Source organism: Dyella sp., assembly GCF_035685885.1.
Classification (GTDB): domain Bacteria; phylum Pseudomonadota; class Gammaproteobacteria; order Xanthomonadales; family Rhodanobacteraceae; genus Dyella.
In genome coordinates this window covers 35,321-54,714 of record NZ_DASRZX010000163.1, presented here as the reverse complement: position 1 = coordinate 54,714, position 19,394 = coordinate 35,321, and the positions used below count along the sequence as shown (strand labels likewise).

15 protein-coding genes are annotated in these 19,394 nt (G+C 64.3%); 11 read left to right on the top strand and 4 right to left on the bottom strand.

The window, feature by feature from the left end:
- Window positions 1–37 precede the first annotated feature (37 nt).
- The 3 genes from VFG49_RS19000 to VFG49_RS18990 all read left to right on the top strand — a co-directional run bounded on the left by VFG49_RS19000 (window position 38) and on the right by VFG49_RS18990 (window position 4,914).
- A complete protein-coding gene (locus VFG49_RS19000) occupies window positions 38–2,527 on the top strand; it encodes a TonB-dependent receptor (protein WP_324863530.1) in 2,490 nt (829 codons plus the stop codon).
- Window positions 2,524–3,819 carry a histidine-type phosphatase gene (locus VFG49_RS18995; RefSeq protein WP_324863527.1) on the top strand — a complete coding sequence of 432 codons (1,296 nt, stop codon included), beginning with the start codon at window positions 2,524–2,526 and terminating at the stop codon, window positions 3,817–3,819. Before VFG49_RS19000 ends, VFG49_RS18995 begins: the two co-directional genes overlap by 4 nt.
- A gap of 87 nt (window positions 3,820–3,906) precedes the next feature.
- Window positions 3,907–4,914 (top strand): NAD(P)H-quinone oxidoreductase, encoded by a 1,008-nt coding sequence (locus VFG49_RS18990; protein WP_324863525.1) that lies wholly within the window; start codon window positions 3,907–3,909, stop codon window positions 4,912–4,914.
- On the opposite strand, the gene VFG49_RS18985 is transcribed toward VFG49_RS18990, so the two are convergent.
- Window positions 4,911–5,177, bottom strand: coding sequence for a hypothetical protein (locus VFG49_RS18985; protein ID WP_324863523.1), 267 nt, complete (start codon window positions 5,175–5,177; stop codon window positions 4,911–4,913). The genes VFG49_RS18990 and VFG49_RS18985 overlap by 4 nt on opposite strands.
- Before the next feature lie 86 nt (window positions 5,178–5,263).
- On the opposite strand from VFG49_RS18985, the gene VFG49_RS18980 reads away from it, so the two are divergent.
- Window positions 5,264–5,491 carry a hypothetical protein gene (locus VFG49_RS18980; RefSeq protein ID WP_324863521.1) on the top strand — a complete coding sequence of 76 codons (228 nt, stop codon included), beginning with the start codon at window positions 5,264–5,266 and terminating at the stop codon, window positions 5,489–5,491.
- Window positions 5,492–5,512: 21 nt separating this feature from the next.
- Here VFG49_RS18980 and VFG49_RS18975 read toward each other — a convergent pair whose 3' ends face one another.
- Window positions 5,513–5,947, bottom strand: coding sequence for a universal stress protein (locus VFG49_RS18975; RefSeq protein ID WP_324863519.1), 435 nt, complete (start codon window positions 5,945–5,947; stop codon window positions 5,513–5,515).
- Between the two features lie 220 nt (window positions 5,948–6,167).
- Here VFG49_RS18975 and VFG49_RS18970 point away from each other — a divergent pair, with 220 nt between their 5' ends.
- The 3 genes from VFG49_RS18970 to VFG49_RS18960 all read left to right on the top strand — a co-directional run bounded on the left by VFG49_RS18970 (window position 6,168) and on the right by VFG49_RS18960 (window position 8,823).
- The gene (locus VFG49_RS18970; RefSeq protein WP_324863517.1) at window positions 6,168–6,605 is read left to right on the top strand and encodes a universal stress protein; all 438 of its coding nucleotides are present in this window, start codon (window positions 6,168–6,170) and stop codon (window positions 6,603–6,605) included.
- Between the two features lie 126 nt (window positions 6,606–6,731).
- The gene (locus tag VFG49_RS18965) at window positions 6,732–7,328 is read left to right on the top strand and encodes a GNAT family N-acetyltransferase (RefSeq protein WP_324863515.1); all 597 of its coding nucleotides are present in this window, start codon (window positions 6,732–6,734) and stop codon (window positions 7,326–7,328) included.
- A gap of 91 nt (window positions 7,329–7,419) precedes the next feature.
- Window positions 7,420–8,823: an MBL fold metallo-hydrolase gene (locus VFG49_RS18960; RefSeq protein WP_324863513.1), complete on the top strand. Its 1,404-nt coding sequence runs from the start codon at window positions 7,420–7,422 to the stop codon at window positions 8,821–8,823.
- A gap of 67 nt (window positions 8,824–8,890) precedes the next feature.
- On the opposite strand, the gene VFG49_RS18955 is transcribed toward VFG49_RS18960, so the two are convergent.
- Window positions 8,891–11,182, bottom strand: a complete 2,292-nt coding sequence (locus VFG49_RS18955) for a TonB-dependent receptor (protein ID WP_324863511.1) — start codon at window positions 11,180–11,182, stop codon at window positions 8,891–8,893.
- A 158-nt stretch (window positions 11,183–11,340) separates the two neighbouring features.
- Complete coding sequence (locus VFG49_RS18950) at window positions 11,341–11,709, bottom strand: DUF2946 family protein (protein ID WP_324863509.1); 369 nt, start codon at window positions 11,707–11,709, stop codon at window positions 11,341–11,343.
- A gap of 368 nt (window positions 11,710–12,077) precedes the next feature.
- On the opposite strand from VFG49_RS18950, the gene ahpC reads away from it, so the two are divergent.
- The 4 genes from ahpC (at window position 12,078) to VFG49_RS18930 (ending at window position 19,186) form a co-directional block, all read left to right on the top strand.
- Entirely contained in the window at window positions 12,078–12,641 is a 564-nt protein-coding gene (gene ahpC / locus VFG49_RS18945) for an alkyl hydroperoxide reductase subunit C (protein WP_324863507.1), read from the top strand.
- A 155-nt stretch (window positions 12,642–12,796) separates the two neighbouring features.
- Window positions 12,797–14,386 (top strand): alkyl hydroperoxide reductase subunit F, encoded by a 1,590-nt coding sequence (gene ahpF, locus VFG49_RS18940; protein ID WP_324863505.1) that lies wholly within the window; start codon window positions 12,797–12,799, stop codon window positions 14,384–14,386.
- Between the two features lie 317 nt (window positions 14,387–14,703).
- Window positions 14,704–17,754, top strand: coding sequence for a TonB-dependent receptor (locus tag VFG49_RS18935; RefSeq protein WP_324863560.1), 3,051 nt, complete (start codon window positions 14,704–14,706; stop codon window positions 17,752–17,754).
- A gap of 103 nt (window positions 17,755–17,857) precedes the next feature.
- Window positions 17,858–19,186 carry a thioredoxin family protein gene (locus tag VFG49_RS18930; protein WP_324863503.1) on the top strand — a complete coding sequence of 443 codons (1,329 nt, stop codon included), beginning with the start codon at window positions 17,858–17,860 and terminating at the stop codon, window positions 19,184–19,186.
- The last annotated feature ends 208 nt before the right edge of the window (window positions 19,187–19,394 follow it).

Here is a 19,394-nt window from a genome sequence, read left to right as displayed (position 1 = left end):
GTCGCCCCACCATCGTCCATCAAAGGTTCCACGCACCATGCGGAAACTGCTTGCCCTCCATGTCGCGCTGCTGCTCGGCAGCGCTGTTCCGTCCTACGCCCTCGCGCAGGCCACCGCAACATCGGCCATTGCGCCGATGCCGCTCACCCAGGCACTTGACCAGCTCTCCCGCAGCAGCGGACTGCAGGTGGTCTACGCCGCCGATGTGGCCGACAGCGTGCGCAGCGGCGGCGCTGCTGCGGGTCTCGATGCACGCCAGCAGTTGACGCAATTGCTCAAGGGGACGGGGCTGGGCTTTCGCTTCGTGACACCTACCACTGTCACCATCGAACGGGATTCCCCAGCGGGAAACGGGGCAGCGGCAGCCGCCAGCGCATCGCGCGGCCTGCCGCCGGTCAACCCGAATGACGGTACGCGCGAGCTGGCGCCGATCAGCGTGCATGCGAATGCGGTGGACACGCTGGCGCCCAGCGCCGCCCCGTTGAACGCATCGCAGCCCACTTCGGTGATCGACGAGCGTTTCATCCGCGACGGCCTGCGTTTCAACGCCAACTTCGACGACATCATCAAGTACGCACCCAGCGTGACGGTAACCTCACCCGAAGGTCCCGGCCTTGGCAAGAACGAAGGCATAAGCATCCGCGGCTTCCAGGACGGCCAGTTCAACATCACGTTTGATGGCATTCCGTTCGGCGACGCGAGCGATCTGCATCACACCACCTCGGCCTACTTCAACAACCACGTGCTGGGCCAGGCCGAGATCGACCGCGGCCCCGGCGGCGGCTCCACCATCGGCAACGCGACGTTCGGCGGCACCGTCGCGCTGCGCTCGCGCGATCCAAGCAACGTGCCGGGCATTACGCCTTACCTCACGGTGGGCAGTTGGAACACGCGCGCCGGCGGGCTGACTGCGGACGAGCAGTTGGGCGAGCACACACGCCTGTTCGCCGACCTGTCCAAGGAAGCAAGCGACACCTATCTGAAAGGTACGGACGACCGTCGCGAACACATCTTCGTGAAGACGATCACCGAGCTCGGCGAAGCCACCACGCTCACCTTCGTGACCAGCTACAACCGCGAACACCAGAACACCGTACAGGGCGCCACCAAGGACGAAATAGCCCGATACGGCTGGCGCTACGGCCTCACCGACGATCCGACGCTGCAGTCCTACAAGGGCTACAACAACGCCGCCTACTACTCCAGCTTCACCTATCTTGGCGTCGCCAGCCGGCTGGGTGACTGGGACGTGGACAACAAGGTGTATCTCAACACCTTCGATCACTGGGCTCGCAAGACCAGCGACGCCACGGACAATAATCCTGCCGACAATGGCGTGACCTTCTACGATGCCAAGGGCAAGAAGCTGGGCAAGTCGGCGACCGATGTGCCGGGCAAGCTTTCCGACTCCGGTTTCCACGCATTCGGCGATGTGCTTCGCTTGGCCCGCGAGCTGGGCCCGGGCGAGTTGCAGACCGGCGTGTGGCTGGAACGCAACCTCGATGCGCGCTACCAGTTGCCCATCGACATGACGACCGGCGAACACAACGGCACCAAGTACGGCCCCGAATACAACTACCGGCTCGACGACCGCACCGACACGTTCCAGCCGTTCGTGCAATACGACTGGAAAATCAATGACACCTTCACGCTGAGTCCGGGCTTGCGCTATTCCTCGGTCACCCGCCAGCTCGATGCGGAACTCAACAAGGTGTCGCCACCGACGCCTTCCTACGCACAGGCCACCTATCAAGCCACCCTTCCCTCCCTCAGCGCGCACGAGATGCTCAGCGACGAGTGGAGCGCCTATGCCCAGGCCGCCAAGGGCTTTCTTGCGCCGCCGATCGACGTGATCGAGCTCAACGGCACGCGCGGCCTGGACCCGGAGCAGACCACCAGCTACCAGCTCGGCACGGCTTACGCCACGCGTGAGTTCACCTTCGGTGCCGACATCTATGCCATCAACTTCAGCAACTACATCGCGCAGACGGAAGTAAAGACTTCCACCGGCAACGAGAGCGCATACGTCAATGCCGGCGGCGCCATCTACAAGGGCGCCGAAGTCGAGGCAACCTACGCGCTCACGCAGACGCTCAGCCTCTACGGCAACGCCAGCTACAACAAGGCCCATTACAAGAACACCGACGTACAAGTCGCCGCCACGCCCAAGACCACGGCGGCGCTTGGCTTGCTGTACAGCAGTCCGCTGGGCTATTTCGGCTCGATCATGGGCAAGTTCGCCGGTGCGCAATACGGCGTGGACAACACCACCGACAGCGACGGCAACGTGGTCTTCCAGAACGACCAGCGCATCGGTGGCTACTTCACCACCGATGCCGCGCTGGGCTATCGCACCGACCGCGGCCCGTGGGGCCTGAAGGGCTATTCGGTGAGTGTTGACGTCAACAACCTGTTCAACGTCCACAAGATCACCGGCTATGCCGGCACGCAGTCGGTAAGCGGCGCACCCTTGTTCTTCGGGCTGCCTGGGCGTGGCGTGTTTCTCGACCTGTCGGTGAAACTGTGACGGCCCGCGGTACGCACGCGTTGCGCCTGCTTCGGCGAGCCTGCCGCGGCCTGGTTGGCCTGACGCTCGCCGTGTTACCTGCGCTCGCTCCGGCGAGCGACGCGCCTGTCCTGCAGTTGCGGATCGTGGTGTTGCGCCATGGTGTTCGCTCGCCCACCAGCGCTCCCGCGGAACTGGCGCCCTATGCGCGTCGCGCATGGCGTGCGTGGCCGGTGGCTCCGGGCGTGTTGACGCCGCATGGCGCACAAGGCATGCAGGCGCTGGGCGACCGTTATCGTCGATGGCTGATCGAATCCCACCTGTGGTCCGGCGATTGCAGCACGCTCGAACAGGTGACCGTGATCGCCGACAGCACACCGCGCAACCGTGACAGCGGAGCGGCGCTCGCGAAGGGCCTGGCGCCTGCCTGCGATGCGCATTACCTGGCTCTCGATGCCAGCCAGAACAATCCGTTGTTCCATTTTGGCAACAAGGACATCAAGGATGATGACGCACCGCCGTCCGCGGCCTCCAGGGCATGGCCCTCGGAGGCCTTGGCGGAACTGCAACGCGTGCTGCTTGATTGCAACGACGATACCTGCGTCGCGCAATCGAAAGATGCAACTCGGCGATTGTTCGATCCCACGAAGGACGACGCTGCAGCACGCGCGAAGACACTGAAGACCGCGGGCAGCCTCAGCGAGAACCTGATGCTCGAATACGCCCAGGGTTTCCCTGCGGAAGACGTCGCCTGGGGCCACGGCGATGCCGCCACCATCGGCCGGCTCATCAGCCTGCATAACCTGCAGTTCGGCCTGACCAAGAGGAGCATGCCGGCCGCAAGCCAGGCCGCGTCGAACCTGGTGGCGCACATCATGGCGAGCTGGCAGCAGGCGGTAGGCCGCAAGCCTGAGGTGGCACCGCTTGCAGGCAGAGGGATGCACGCCATCCTGCTGGTCGGCCACGACACCAATCTCGCCAATCTCGGCGGCTTGCTCGATGTGGACTGGCACGACGAACGCCAGCCCGACGATTACCCGCCGGGCGGCGCGCTGGTGTTCGATCTCCTGCGTGACCATGGAAAACCGGTGGTGCGCGTATCGAGCTTGATGCCCACGCTCGACGCGCTTCGCCACGCCGACTTCGGCGGCAACGATGCACTGGTGCAACACGCGCTGGCGTTGGCTCCGTGCCATGGCGCCACAACCTGTCCGCTTGATGTTGTCCGTGACTGGCTTTCGACACGCGTGGATGACGGGCGGGTAGACGCGGGCATGCCGATGCTGTCCACCTGGCCTGCGGCGCCGCGCTGAATCACGCAGAGAAGACGCCTGCACGGGCCATCATGGCGTCCGTTTCCACCACCGGAGGCCATGCGGCAGTGAGGCCGCGGTGACACGATGAACCTACCGCCGCTTCCCGCCACGATGACCGAAGTCCGGATCGCCCACCATGGCGGTCCGGATGCCTTGCAGCCTCACCTCATCGAGGTTCCCTCACCTGCACCGGGCGAGATCCTCATACGCGTCAGGGCGGCGGGAGTAAATCGTCCGGACGTGCTGCAGCGCGCGGGAAACTATCCGCCACCGCCCGGCGCCAATCCCGCGCCGGGTCTGGAGGTGTCAGGCACGGTGGCGGCGATCGGTGCGGGCGTTACTCGATTCGCCGCGGGCGACGCCGTGTGTGCGCTCAGCAACGGCGGCGGCTACGCGCAATTTTGCGTCGTGCCGGCGGGCCAGGCATTGCCGATTCCGCAGGGTCTTTCCTTCGTGCAAGCAGCGGCGATTCCGGAGACTTTTTTCACGGTGTGGGCCAACCTGTTCCAGATCGGTCGCGCCCACAAGGGCGACATCGCCCTGATCCACGGCGGCACCAGTGGCATCGGCACGACCGCGCTCATGCTATGCCGCGAATTCGGCATCCGCACTTTCGCCACCGCCGGCGGCGAAGAAAAATGCGCAGCCATCCGTGAACTTGGCGGCGAGGCGATCAACTATCGCAGGGAGGCGTTCGCCGATGTCGTGCTGGCGCGCACCGACCGGCATGGCGCGGATGTGATCCTGGACATCATGGGCGGCAACTATTTCAACGACAACCTCGCCACGCTGGCACGAGATGGCCGCCTGCTGGTCATCGGCTTCCTCGGCGGACCGATCGCCGAGCGCGTGGATTTGCGCGCCATTGCGCAGAAGCGTGCGGTGGTGACGGGGTCAACCATGCGCACCCGGACGGCGCAGGAAAAGGCGGCCATTGCCGATGCCTTGCAGGCCCACGTGTGGCCGGCGCTCTCGCAGCGCCGCTGCGTGCCGATCATCCATGCCACATATCCGCTCGCGCGGGCTGCAGACGCCCATCGAACGATGGAATCGGGTCAGCACATCGGGAAGATCGTGCTTGAAGTCGACTAGAACGCGCGTGCCTCGAGACTGCTCATCGAGGGAAAGCCCGCATGACCACGCGAGGCATCCACCAACTCCTCCATCTGGCGGCGTGCCTCGCGAATCTGCAGCTCGCCAGAGGGATGCCGGCGAAGCTGGGCGCAAAGCAACTCGACCTCCTGCTGCAACAAGGCATTCTGCTCAAGCAGCTCGTCGCACGCGCGGGAAAGCAAGTCGTTTTCGCGATCCCTTTCCATGACGTACACCGCTTCATCGCCGATGGGGACCTTCAAGCTGCCCCCGGGGCCGTTAAGCCAGCGTGACCCTTTGGCTAAGCCTTTCGCGTCGCGTTCATGGCCTGGCGCTGTAGGCTCGGCACATGGCCAAATCACGTAGTGAACTCAACGAGATGCTCGAGGCGCTGGATGACTTCGTTCCCGGATTGGCACGCAGCAAACCGAATGCCGACGAATTCTGGAGCGAATTCAACAGGCTTGCCGATGCAGTGCAGGAAAATGCTGCGCCGGACGATCACGCATGGGTCTGCGAACGCCTGGACGCCATCCAGGTAAAGCATCATCTCGTCCCGCCCGCAGACCAGATCTGACGCGCCGCGCCACCACGGCAATCAGTGGCATACCAGCACGGGTACGTCGCAGCACAGCATCACCTTGTGCGTAACGCTGCCCAGCAATACACGCTCGATACCCTGATAGCCACGCGACGCCATGACAATCAGGTCGCAATGGTGCTTGGCTGCGGTTGCAACAATCGCCACGTAGGGCCGCAGGTCAAACACGAACTCCGTTTCGCAGGAAACACCGGCGACGGCAGCACGCCGGGCGACCTCGGCCAGGAAGGCCCCCGCGCGCTCCTGCGCGAGAGACGTATACGAACCATGCGACTGGATCATTTCGGCCACGTACGACACCGCAGGCAATGGCGGCACCACGTGCACGCCATAAACCCGCGCCTGCAGCCGGCTAGCCAGTTCGATGCCGGTGTCCACGGCCTTCAATGCGTGCTCGGATCCATCAACGGGCAAGAGAATGCGCTGGAACATGATCGCCCCCCATGACACGACGTGCTCAGTGTCGCTCGACGACCGTTTGTGCCGCGTGCAGGACGCGATCGTGGTTGTGCGGCAGATTGCCGCCAGCTCATTCCGATCAAAATCGTCCGGCCTAATCTGGGAGTCGCGCCGTCGTGACAGGCAATGCACGACGCATGCGCGACGCTGACTCCCAAACCCTTACGCCGCGTTCGCGGCTCGCGAGGCATCCATGTTCCAGCACATTCTCATTCCGATCGACGGCTCCGAACTTTCGCTGCGCGCCGCCCGACAGGGTATCGAACTGGCCAGGCTTTCCCAGGGCAAGGTGTCGGTGATCCACGTGATTGCGCCGTTCCAGACCATCGCGTACATGGGCGCCATCCTCGCCGCCACCGAATTTGCCTACAACGATGAGGCCAAGGCCAACGCCGAACGTTACCTTGGCGATGTCTGCGCACTTGCCAAGGAGGCAGGCGTCACCTGCGAAAGCGAAGCGGTATTTGGTGAGCAGCCCTACGACACCATCGTGCAGGCTGCCAAGAACCGCCAGTGCGACCTGATCGTGATGGGTTCGCATGGCTGGCGTGGCATGACTCGGCTGCTGCTGGGCAGCGAGACGCACAAGGTGCTGCTGCGCAGTGATGTGCCCGTGCTGGTCTGCCACTGATCGCCGCCGCGGCACGCTGATTCACGTCAACCAGGCTCCAGGGGTCCAGGCGTACAAGGACGTACGTCATTCCCGCCGATCCGCGACGCCGGCGCCACGCCCGCGATCGCCAACCCTGGAGCACGCATGGCCCTTTCACCCCGCCCGTCCGAAGCCGCCCGCGATTTGTGCGCCCGTTTCCTGCACACGGCGCAACGGGAGTTCCCGCTCAAGGCATCGCTTGCCGATGGCACGCCCATCATCATCCGCCCGTTGCAGCCAGACGACCGGCAGCTGGAAATCGATTTTCTTCGCGGCCTCTCGCCCCGCTCGCGCCGACTTCGCTTCCTGTGCGACTTCAAGCAGCCCAGTGAAGCATTGATCGATCAATTGATGGATGTCGACCACGACCATCGCGACGCCTTCATCGCGCTCGCCACGGTTGACGACCGTCTGATCGAGATCGGCGTAGGCCGCTATTGCGCCACGGACGACGCGTCGGCCTGCGAGTGCGCGATCACGGTGGCGGACGACTGGCAGCATCGCGGCCTGGGTACCCTGTTGATGCGCAACCTCATCGAGGAAGCTGCGCGGCGAGGCTTCTGCCACATGATGTCGGTGGATGCGGCCAGCAACCGTGCCATGCAGGCGCTGGCCGCACACTTTGGTTTCCGGCGCCAGCTGGATCCGCTTGACCCGACGCAGGTCATCCACTCGCTTGATCTGGCGGCTTGGCGCTCCTGATCGCCGGCAGGCGACGTGGCAACGCCTACCCCATGTTCACCGGCCACCGGCGATCATCCGCTCCGACCGGTGGCCAAGGAAACACGATACTATGCATCCGCAGATGTTCTACAGCTGCCATGGCGCCGCCAAGCAGGTCACGGGCTCCTGCCATCTGGTGCGATGCGGCGACTACCAGGTGCTGATCGATTGCGGCATGTTTCAGGGCTCGCGCGCCGAGGAACGCGCCAACAGCGAGCCCTTCGGCTTCGACCCGCGTTCCGTCGACGCACTGATCCTGACCCACGCCCACCTCGACCATTGCGGACGCATTCCGCGGCTGGTGCGGGAGGGATTCCAGGGACCCATACTGGCCACGTCTGCCACGCGCGATCTCGCGCGCATCGTCTTGCTGGACGCGGCGCGCCTGCAGGAAGAGGACGCTGCGCGTGCAGAACGTGGCAGCCGGCGTCGCAATGAACCCGTCGCACCACCGCTCTGCACGCTCGATGACGCCTTCGATGCGCTGGAGCGTTTTGCCACGGCCGTGGGCTATGGCGAGCCGGTGAATGTCGTGCCGGGTATCGAGGCGACGTTTCTCGACGCCGGCCACATCCTTGGCTCGGCAAGCGTGCTGCTGGTCCTCAAGAATGGCCAGCAGCAGCGAACGATCCTCTTCTCCGGTGACCTGGGCAGCCCGGGCCGGCCTATCCTGCGTGACCCCACGCCCGCGCCCGAGGCGGACTTCGTCGTCATGGAGAGCACCTACGGCGATCGCGATCATCGCTCCCTGCCCGATTCCGTCAGCGAGCTCTACGAGGCCGTGGACAGCACGCTGAAGCACGGCGGCAACGTGGTCATTCCCACGTTTGCACTGGAGCGCGCCCAAGAAGTCCTCTATTACCTGCATCAGGGCCTGCAGCAGCAACGCTTTGCGCCACGCACGCCGGTGTTCCTCGATTCGCCCATGGCGATTTCCGCCACCGACGTATTTCGCCGGCATCCGGAATGCTTCGATGACGAGTTCGCCGCCGCCCTGCGCGAAGGCGATCCGTTTACGATGCCCAACCTGCGCTTTTCGCGGGAGACGTCCGAGTCCATGGCCATCAACCGGATCGAGGGCGGCGCGGTGATCATGGCTGGCTCGGGCATGTGCAATGGCGGGCGTATCCGCCACCACCTGCGCCACAACCTATGGCGCGACAGGAGCAGCATCGTCTTCGTGGGCTACGCCGCCGAGGGCACGCTGGCGCGTCGCATCGTCAATGGCGCGCGCCGGGTGGCGATCTTTGGCGAGGACATCGCGGTCAACGCGAAGATATGGACCATCAACGGATTTTCCGCACACGCGGGGCGCAACGAATTGCTGGCATGGCTAGGCACGCATCCGCGGCGGAAGGTCTTCCTCGTCCATGGCGAATACGAGCGCGGCATGCGCTCACTGCAGGACGCACTGGCCGCAAAGGGCATCCCGACCCACCTGCCCGGCCTGTACGAGCCGATCCTGCTCGACTGACGGGCCCGGGCGGCCTCAGGAGCGACTGCCACGCCGGGAAACGGGCAGTCGCAAACCACTTCCTGGCTCAGAGATTGAGCTTCAGATCCGCCACGTAGGTGCGCTGCGGGAACGGGTGGTACAGGAAGTACTTCTCGTTGGTGAAGTTGTCGACGCCGAACGAGGCGGCCAGGTGCTCGTTGATCTGGTAATGCGCGCGCAGATCGAACACGCGGAAGCTGTCGAATGCGCCGAACACGTGCGAGGTGGTGTCGGAGTTGTCCAGCGTGGAGTACTGCTTCCCGCTGTAGCGACCGGCGAGCGTGAACGCCCACGCGGCGTTCGGTCGATAGGTCGCCACGGCCGTCGCCCGCCAACGCGGCACGTACGGTGCGTGCTTGCCGGTGGAGCTCGTCCCGGTGCTGCTGGCGAAGCTGTCGTTCGAGAGGATGGTCGAATCGACGAAGGTCACGCTGCCGGACAGTTCAAGCCCTCGCACGAGCACATTGTCCTTCTGCGCCACCAGCTCCACGCCGCGATTTCTAAGCTCGCCCACGTTCATAACGTAGCTTACGGGCACGGCCACGCTGGGAAGCGTCGATGTCTGGGAGATCAACGCCTGCCGGGTGTTCTCCTGGAACAGCGACAATCGCAGCAGCCCCTGGTCGATCGCATGCTCGACCGCCAGTTCGCCACTGCGCACCGTTTCCGGCTTGAGGTCGGGATTGGGGACGCTGTAGGTCGAACCGGTCGAAACCAGCTGGTAAAGCTCGCCCACCGTGGGAAACCGTACGGCCCTCGCCAGCGATCCGGTGACGCGCCAGTCCTGCGCCACGTTCCACTGCAACGTGGCCTTGGGCGAAAACGCATCAGCCTTCTCCACCGGCTGGTGGACGGCGGTGGTGCCGCTGAAGTTGAAGCCGTCGCTGGCCTTCCACCATTCGTAACGCCCGCCCAGCGTCAACAACCACGACGGCGCGAGCTGCCACGCATCCTGCACCCACAGCGCCTGCGTCTGCGTCTTGCCGCTGCCGGCCGAATACGGCGAGGTGACGCTCGACGGATCCTGCCAGTTGGCGAGATTGTCGGTCGTGTTGTCGAGTTCGTAGCGATCGGCGTGTGCACCGAGGGAGACTTCATGCGCGCCACCGACGCCCTGCGGGCGCCAGAACACGGTGGCGTCCGCCGTCGTCCATTGGGTGCCGCCATAGCTGGCGAGGCGACCGTTGGTGCTCACACCCGTGCCCGACGTCACGCCGGCCGGTGACCACTGGTTGTCCTTGAGGAAGTCGTAGTGCGTGAGCACGAAGGACGCGTCGTAATCGCCCTTCGTATCCGACTTGAGCGACACCGCCTGCATCAGGTGATGCGCGCTGAGCTGGTAAGTGTTGCTGGCGAAGGCGGATGCCTTGCCGTAGGTCGGGTTGCCGGCAGCGTCGGTGAGATAGGACTCCGTGTCCGACTGGCCGTGGTTGCTCCAGTAGCCCACGAGATAGGTGGCGCGCCACTGCGGCGAGAGGTCGTAGGTGAGCCTGCCGTTGAGGTCGAGCATGCGCGTGTGCAGCAAGCCGCCGGCGCCATAGACGTTGGCCACCTGCCCCAACTTGTTGAGCGCGGGAACGGTGCCGCTGGTACCGGCCGGCGTGGTGGCGCCGGTGATGACCGACAAGGGCTGGCTGAAGCTGTTCGCCGCGTTGGCGCCGAAGAACCAGCCCAGGTCACCGCTGCGACCTCCGGCTGTGAGACTGGTCTGGCTCGTGCTGTAGTTGGCGTGCGTGCCATACAGGTCGAAGGTCTGCACGGCCTCGGTTTGCTTGATGCTGACCTCGGTCTTGTCAGGCATGCGCGTGACGATGCGCATGACGCCACCCATCGAGTTGCCCGCGTACGCCGCAGAGTACGGGCCGTACAGCATGTCGATGTGGTCGATGGCTTCCGGCGAGGTCATGCCCCAGCGCGGCGCGCCGATCGTGTTGTTGTTGGCCACCAGGGCCGATACCGGGATGTCGTCGATATAGACCAGGGTGCGCGCGCTGGAATTCACGCCCCAGGTCCGTGTGGCCAGCACGGGCTGGGTATCGCCATAGTTGCGCTTGCGGATGAATACGCTGGGCAGGTATTTCGCAGCGTCTTCCACATCGACGGCGTTGACGGTGGCCTGGACGCGTTCGGAGGACACGGTGGACAACATGGCCGGGAAGCCGGGTGCGGGAAGCGACGGCATGTCCGCCGTCACCTTGACTGGGCCAAGACTCGTGACCTGGGCATCGTCCGGCACGGAGTAATCTGCCCCCGGCCCGCCCTGGGCGAGGGCGATTGAAGAGGCAAGCAGCGTCAGTGGCAGACCCAGGGCCGCACTGCGCAGGAATGAGGAAGGCATGACATGAAATCCATTCGTCACCGACAACGTCTTGGCGCTGCCGGCGTGACTGCGAGCACCTTGCACATGGGCGCGATGCCGGCATGCGAAGACGCCGGGCAACCGCCATCAGGCAGGAGCTATCGAGGAGACGGGCGAACGCCCGTGCGGATGTTCAGTCAGGCCGCGGGCGGACCGCGCGGATTGGCGCTCAGCAGCGGCTGCGCATGCCAGCGCAACTCGCGATGCGCTGCCAGCGTCGCCGGCAGCGGCGGAATGGCGACAACCGCCACGGCGGTCGCTGCACCGAGCAGCGGACTGTGGCCGAGCAGCGCGCAGTAGCCACACTTGTCGGTGTGCGAAGCGGGATCGTCAGGCGTGGACGGATGGTGCGTGTCCAGGCCGTGACTGGTACACCAGGCGCCAAGGTCCGGCGACCACTGGACTTCGGGCAGTGTGCGGGAAATCGTGGGCGCAACCGCCAGCAGCCACAGGGCGGCAAAAGCCAGCCATGCGACGAAACGCGGTGGTGTGCGACGACGGATCAACGACTTCCCCGATACAAGCCTTGAGCAGGCTTCAGAGATGATCGCACGAGTGGCTGCCATAGGGCAGCTGCGCGCCCATGCGACATGGCGTCACGCGCCGACTCGCAAACGGGTGCCGGGCCGCTCGCGCGCTTGCGCTGGTTCACATATGCGACGCGGCGCAAAGCCACACAGGGTTGGGGAAATGAGGTCGCGCCTCCAAATCCAGGCGTGAGGACCGATCGCGTATGGTCGCCGGGCCTATGGCGACTTAGCAGGCAGCATCATAGTCATGATCAATGATGTTCATGCCAACAATCAATTGGCTCTATTGATGCGAAACCCTTAACCTTTACTCCTCACCAACCACAACCAACGGGAAAATACTGATGTCGTTGATCAATACCGAAATCAAGCCGTTCAAGGCCGCCGCATACAAGAACGGCCAGTTTGTCGATGTGACCGATGCCACCCTGAAGGGCAAGTGGTCCGTGGTGGTGTTCTACCCCGCCGACTTCACCTTCGTCTGCCCGACGGAGCTGGAGGACCTGGCCGATCATTACGAGCAGTTCCAGAAGCTGGGCGTGGAAATATACGCCGTGTCGACCGACACGCACTTCGCTCACAAGGCCTGGCACGACACGTCGGACGCGATCAAGAAGGTGCAGTACACCATGATCGGCGACCCGACCGGCGCGATCACGCGCAACTTCGAAGTGATGATCGAAGAAGAGGGCCTGGCCCTGCGCGGCACCTTCCTGATCAACCCGGAAGGCCAGATCAAGCTGTGCGAAATCCATGACAACGGTATCGGCCGTGACGCTTCCGAACTGTTGCGCAAGGTGAAGGCCGCGCAGTACGTGGCTTCCCATCCGGGCGAAGTGTGCCCGGCCAAGTGGAAGGAAGGCGAGAAGACGCTCAAGCCGTCGCTCAGCCTGGTTGGCAAGATCTAAGTCCACCGTTGCATCCTGCGGCCCGCTGCATCGGGCCGCCCTGGACCCGGCGTGCTGCCGGGTCCTTTCCCCGCATTCCAGAACGCGCCCGATATCCGGCAAAGACCGGGGCAGGCAGCGCTCACCTCGAATCTACCGATGGAGATGGAGTCACCATGTTGGATGCCGATCTGAAATCCCAGTTGCAGGCTTACCTCGAAAAGGTCGCGCACCCGATCGAACTGGTGGCCTCCGTCGATGACAGTGAAAGCTCGCAGGAGCTGAAGGGCCTGCTGGAAGACATCGCGCCGCTGTCGGACAAGATCGCCCTGCGCCTGGACGGCGTCGATGCGCGCAAGCCGTCGTTCGCCATCAACCGCAGCGGCACGGACGTCAGCGTCCGTTTCGCGGGCATCCCGCTTGGCCACGAGTTCACCTCACTGGTGCTGGCACTGCTGCAGGTCGGCGGCCATCCGCCGAAAGTGTCGCAGGAAGTGATCGAGCAGGTACGCAGCCTCGATGGCGACTTCCGCTTCGAGACCTTCATGTCGCTCTCTTGCCACAGCTGTCCGGACACCGTGCAGGCGCTGAACCTGATGAGCGTGCTCAATCCCAACATCAAGCATGTGGCGGTCGACGGCGCGCTGTTCCAGGACGAGGTGAACGAGCGTCAGGTGATGGCGGTGCCTACCGTTTATCTCAACGGCGAATTCTTCGACACCGGCCGCATGTCGATCGAACAGATCGCTGCGCGCCTGGACTCCAACGCCGACGAACGTGTCGCCGAGAAACTCAACGGCAAGGCAGCGTTTGACGTGCTGGTGGTGGGCGGTGGCCCGGCCGGCGCCGCGGCAGCCATTTACGCTGCGCGCAAAGGCATCCGCACGGGCGTGGCGGCCGAACGTTTCGGTGGCCAGGTGCTGGACACGGTGGCGATCGAGAACTTCATCTCCGTGTCCTACACCGAAGGCCCCCAGCTGGCGGCATCGCTGGAGCAGCACGTGCACGAGTACGACGTGGACGTGATGAACCTGCAGCGCGCCGAAAAACTGGTCCCTACCGACCGCGAAGGCGGCCTGCATGAAATCGTGCTGGCCAACGGTGCCTCGCTGAAAGCCAAGACGATCATCCTTTCCACCGGCGCGCGCTGGCGCAACATGAACGTGCCGGGAGAGCAGGAGTACCGCAACAAGGGCGTTACCTACTGCCCGCACTGCGACGGCCCGCTGTTCAAGGGCAAGCGCGTGGCGGTGATCGGCGGCGGCAATTCGGGCGTCGAAGCGGCCATTGATCTCGCAGGCATCGTGGGCCATGTCACCCTGCTGGAGTTCGACAGCAAGCTGCGTGCCGACGACGTATTGCAACGCAAGCTGCGTAGCCTGCCCAACGTGGACGTGATCGTCAGCGCGCAGACCACCGAGGTGCACGGCGACAGCCAGAAGGTCACAGGGCTCGCCTACACCGACCGCAGCAGCGGCGAGACCCGCCACCTCGCGCTGGAAGGCGTGTTCGTGCAGATCGGCCTGTTGCCCAACACCGATTGGCTGAAGGGCACGGTGCAACTGTCGCCGCGGGGCGAGATCGAAGTGGACGCGCGCGGCGAAACCTCCGTGCCCGGCGTATTCGCGGCAGGTGACGTCACCACCGTGCCGTACAAGCAGATCGTGATCGCCATGGGTGAAGGCGCCAAGGCATCGCTGAGTGCGTTCGATTTCCTGATCCGCCTGCCGGTGGAGGAGACGACGGAAGAAACCGTCGCCGCCTGACATCCGTGCTCCAACGCCCGGTCCTGCGCAGCCGCTCCCCTCACGGCTTGCAGGGCCGGTTTTTTTTTGCGCGGCGCACGGCCCGCAGCCCAGTCGCGGCGCGGCTTATAACCCAAGGGTTCTAGCCAGATGAGAAATGCTCATCTACGTAACCCTTTTCATCCTTCGCCTCCCGGGTTTTCATAACGTCAACCCGCGATGCCGGCACGATTGCCGGCATTTATCGCGCGCCGGAAGTCCCTGATTCCGGCCATAGGGGAACCGTTCTCCGAACGCTGCCGCCGGTGCGTGAGTCCGAGACTCACGCCTGCGCACGGATGTGCCCGGCGGCAGCTTTTTTCCACGCGATACCGAGAAGAGACTTGAACAAGCCTACCGTTCCGCAGCCGCGCGCCCTTGTCGTCGCACTCGCCACCCTGCTCGCACTGGGCGCCACGCCGGCGTTCGCGCAGTCCACCACCGGCAGCATCTTTGGCCAGGTGCCTACCCGCAGCGGCGTGTCCGTGCAGATCCGCAGCGCGACCGGACTGTCGCGCACCGTCACGGTCGATGATCGCGGCCGCTACGTGGCATCGGAACTGCCGCTGGGCACATACACGGTGACGCTGCTGCGCGACGGCCTGCCCCTGGATACGCGCAACGACGTCAACCTGCGCGTGGGCGCCGGCACCGAGGTGTCGTTCGAGCCTGTCGCGGCGAAGGAACTGGGCGGCGTCAGTGTCTCGGCAAACACGGCGCCGTCGATCGACGTGACCAGTGTCGACTCGCGCACCGTGATCACCGCGCAGGAACTCGCGCGCCTGCCGCTGGGTCGCTCGGCGGAAGCCATCGCCCTGCTGGCACCCGGCGTCACCGCCAACAGTGGCGGCTACACCAGCCCGACCGGCCAGCAGCTGGTGAGCTTCGGCGGTTCGGCGGCCAGCGAGAACGCGTACTACATCAACGGTTTCAACACGACCGAATCGCAGCGCGGCCTCGGCGGCCTCACCCTACCTTACGGCGCCATCGAGCAGCAGGAGATCTATACCGGCGGCTACAGCGCGCAGTACGGCCGCTCCGATGGCGGCGTGATCAACATGGTGGGCAAGCGCGGCACCAACGACTGGCATTTCGGCGGCCAGGTGCTGTGGGAGCCGTCATTCGCGCGCTCGGATGCACGCGACACCTACTACACCAACGGCCTGCCCGCCTCACCCATCGCCGGCGGGCTGTATGACCCCAACAGCAGGAACCGCCAGTGGACCACCACCGTGGACGCCTATGTCGGTGGTCCGCTGATCAAGGACAAGCTGTTCCTGTTCGTCGCCGCCGAGGCATCGCGCCAGGAGGGCGACACGGTAAACAATGTGTCGAGCGCCAAGCCGTACGTCGACTACCGCTATACGCAACCCAAGTGGTACGCCAAGCTCGACTGGAACATCACCGACAGCAACATCCTTGAGATCACCGGCGCCTCCAACAAGCGCTCCACTTCCGGCTCGATCTACGACTACGACTACGCCACGCAGTCGCGCGGCGGTTACATCAACGCCGACGACAATATCAAGACGGGCGGCGATCTCTATACGGCCAAGTTCACCAGCTACATCACCGACCGCCTGACCTTCTCGGCGACGTACGGCAAGATGAACACGGTGAACTACGACGTGCCCGGCGACTACGACGGCAGCCTTGCCTACCTCACCGACATCCAGAACCAGAACCCCGCGCTCAACGGCGGCAACCCGATCGGCAACAGCCAGGTTACGCAGTCGCTGTACAACCCCAACCGTCACAACACCAGCAACAACCTGCGTATCGACCTGAGCTACCAATGGGGCCAGCACACGCTGTCGGCGGGCATCGACAACCAGAACGCGCGAGCCATCGACCAGGGCAGCCAGAATTCCGGCCCGGGCTACTACTGGCAGTACGCTTACACCACCACGCCGAACGTGGCACTGATTCCCAATCTCGGCGTCGGCGCTCCCGCCAGCTACCCGAACGGCGCGTCCGGCTATTACGCCATCCAGTACGTCAACAGCTCGATCGCCAGCGTGCGCTCGGCTCAGCGCGCGCAGTACGTCGAGGACAAGTGGCAGCTGACCGATCGCTGGCTGCTGTCGCTGGGCCTGCGCAACGACCAGTTCACCGATTTCAATGCGAACGGCGATGCCTACATCCGCCAGCGCAGCGCGCAGTGGGCGCCACGCCTTGGCTTTACCTGGGACGTGAACGGCGACTCCAGCTTCAAGGTGTACGGCAACGCTGGACGCTATTACCTGGGCCTGCCGCTCAATCCGGCGTTGAATGCCGCCGGCGCCTACGTGGCCACCCAGCAGTACTTCACTTATGGCGGCATCGCCGCCGATGGCACGCCCATGGGACTCCAGGCGTTCTCCAACCCCGTCTCGCCCAACAACACCTATGGCGTGCTGCCCGATCCGAAGACGGTGACGGCGCAGGACATCAAGCCCGAATACCAGGACGAATTCATCCTGGGCTTCGACAAGACACTGGGTGCGAACTGGACCTATGGTGCCAAGCTGACCCAGCGCATCCTGCGCACCGCCATTGACGATTACTGCGACGTGCCGGCCATCGAAAACAAGGCCGCACAGCTGGGCTACACGGTAAGCGCCACCAACAGCTGCTACCTGATCAACCCGGGCCGCGCCAACACCTTCACCGTGATCGACGATGCCGGCGCCTATCGCAACGTGGCACTGAGCAATGCGGAAATGGGCTTTCCTTCGCTGAAGCGCAAGTACTACGCGCTGGAAACCTACCTGGAACATCCGTTCGACGGCCGCTGGTACGGCAGGGTCGACTATGTATTTTCGCGCAGCTACGGCAACACCGAAGGCCAGCTGCGTTCGGACATCCAGCAGACCGCGGCATCGACCAGCATCGACTGGGATTTCCCGGCACTGATGTCCTCCGCCAACGGTGCGCAGAGCAACGACCACACGCACCAGATCAAGCTGTTCGGCTACTACCAGATCACGCCGGAGTGGCAGGTGTCGGGCAACCTGTCGATCGTCTCGGGCAATCCGCGCAATTGCCTGGGCTACTACGGCCCTGGGCAGACCGATCCTGACGGTTACGGCAGCTACTACCACTGGTGCGGCGGCCAGCCGTCGCCCCCAGGCACTCATCGCCTGCCGTGGAACAAGCAGCTTGACCTGGGCGCCAGTTACCGCCCGGCGTTTGCCGCGGGCAAGCTCGGTTTTGCGCTCAACGTATTCAACGTATTCAACTCGCAGGCCATCCTCAACGCCTACCCGTACTACCAGATCTCGCCGGGTACGCCGGACCCGCTCTACGGCTCGGCCGTGGTTCGGCAGCAGCCGCGCTATGTCCGCCTGAGCGCCACCTACGACTATTGACCACACCCATCGGCGCCGGGCCTTCCCGGCACCGTTCCGATATGGAAGTATGGACGTCTGGCCGTCCCAGCACGTTCAACGCATCAGTACACGAGACGATCGCATGAACCGACTTCACCGCACGCCCCTGTTGCTCACCGCGCTGGCGCTTGGCGGCCTCATCCAGGCCGGCGCCGTACAGGCCACCGAGTCCAAGGCACCGCTCACCGTGGCCGATGCGCTCAAGGCCTCCGCCGAGCAACACCGGCCGGTGCTGGTCGATTTTCAGGCGGTGTGGTGCTACTCCTGCTACTACATGGCCAGCCACGTGTTGAACGGCGCGGAATGGGAAGCCGTGCAGCACAAGGCGATTGTGGTGGAAGCGGACGCCGATTCGCCGGACGGCCAGACCTGGATGAAGAAGCTCAAGGCCTCGTTCCTGCCCAGCTATGTCGTGCTCGACGAGCACGGCAACGAACTGGGCCGCGTTACCGCCGAACAGCCGCGGGAGAAGTTCTATCCACAGTTGGACAAGATTCTCGCCACTGGCAATTCGCTGGAGTCGCTCAAGCAGAAGGCGCAAAAGGGCTCGGTAGCCGATGTGGGCCGCGTGCTCGATGCCTATGCGGCACGTTCGGAAGGCGGCGAAGGACTAGCCTGGTTCGCTACATTGCCTGCGCCGCTGCAACAAGGTGCGCGCAAGGATGCCCATGCCAGCCTCGCACTCGACCAGTTGGCCCTGGCCAGGGCCAAGGACGCCGACGACAACGCCGCCATCATCGCCAGCGCGCAGAAGGTGCTTGCGCAGGACATCGGCTGCCAGCGACCTTACGTGCTCGACGACCTGCTGGATGCAAGCGCCAAGTTGCCTGCCGCGCAGCGAAAGACGCTGCTCGCCGATCAACGCAAACCGCTGCAGGACTATGTGGACAGCCAGGTGTTGGTGACCACGCCCTCATGCGCCGACCAGCGCAGCGCCGTGCTGAGCACGGCCAATCTCGACGATGCACTCGGTGATCCCGCCGCTGCCAAGGCCGTGCTCGATCGCGCCATCACACTCACTCGCCAGAAGCTTGGCGGCAAGCCGGCCAGCGACCGCAACCTCGCCGACAACTTGCGCGTCTACCTGATGCGCGCCGGTCGCACGGAAGAATTCGACGCCTACCAGCGCGAGCTGATCGCCGCTTATCCCGACGATTATGTCTATGCCTATCGCTATGGCGCGAGCCTGGTGAAGGCGGGCAAGCCGGCCGATGCCCTGCCCTATCTTTCGCAGGCGGCCGACAAGGCCTACGGCGCCAATCGCCTGGCCGTAGCGCTGCAGCGCGTGAAAGCGCTCAAGGCGCTGCATCGCAATGACGAAGCGAAGAAAGTCGCCGACGATGCGCTGGAAACCAACGGCCCCTGGTTCCCCAAACAGGCACAGGCGCTCAAATCCGAACTCAGCGCGTGACGCGCCATGCCGTGGTGCCCTTGCCGGCGCCACGGCATTCTCGATCGGGCGATGCCCAATCGCCCTCATTGGTGAGCTGACGCCCCCTGCGTCTTCAGGCGTCGCTGCGCCACAGGCCGCGCGACTGAAATGGCCGTCCATCGCGAGCGATGGAATATCCGACGCGATCGGACTGGTCGCCGGAGGTCTCGGGTGTTTCCTGCCCTCA

Excerpts from the sequence above, each read along its gene's own strand:
- VFG49_RS18980 (WP_324863521.1), top strand. The coding sequence starts at position 5,264 with ATGGCCAAATCACGTAGTGAACTCAACGAGATGCTCGAGGCGCTGGAT.
- VFG49_RS18935 (WP_324863560.1), top strand. The coding sequence starts at position 14,704 with ATGTGCCCGGCGGCAGCTTTTTTCCACGCGATACCGAGAAGAGACTTG.
- VFG49_RS18955 (WP_324863511.1), bottom strand. The coding sequence starts at position 11,182 with ATGCCTTCCTCATTCCTGCGCAGTGCGGCCCTGGGTCTGCCACTGACG.
- VFG49_RS18970 (WP_324863517.1), top strand. The coding sequence starts at position 6,168 with ATGTTCCAGCACATTCTCATTCCGATCGACGGCTCCGAACTTTCGCTG.
- VFG49_RS18990 (WP_324863525.1), top strand. The coding sequence starts at position 3,907 with ATGAACCTACCGCCGCTTCCCGCCACGATGACCGAAGTCCGGATCGCC.
- VFG49_RS19000 (WP_324863530.1), top strand. The coding sequence starts at position 38 with ATGCGGAAACTGCTTGCCCTCCATGTCGCGCTGCTGCTCGGCAGCGCT.
- ahpC (WP_324863507.1), top strand. The coding sequence starts at position 12,078 with ATGTCGTTGATCAATACCGAAATCAAGCCGTTCAAGGCCGCCGCATAC.
- VFG49_RS18930 (WP_324863503.1), top strand. The coding sequence starts at position 17,858 with ATGAACCGACTTCACCGCACGCCCCTGTTGCTCACCGCGCTGGCGCTT.
- VFG49_RS18965 (WP_324863515.1), top strand. The coding sequence starts at position 6,732 with ATGGCCCTTTCACCCCGCCCGTCCGAAGCCGCCCGCGATTTGTGCGCC.
- ahpF (WP_324863505.1), top strand. The coding sequence starts at position 12,797 with ATGTTGGATGCCGATCTGAAATCCCAGTTGCAGGCTTACCTCGAAAAG.
- VFG49_RS18975 (WP_324863519.1), bottom strand. The coding sequence starts at position 5,947 with ATGTTCCAGCGCATTCTCTTGCCCGTTGATGGATCCGAGCACGCATTG.
- VFG49_RS18960 (WP_324863513.1), top strand. The coding sequence starts at position 7,420 with ATGCATCCGCAGATGTTCTACAGCTGCCATGGCGCCGCCAAGCAGGTC.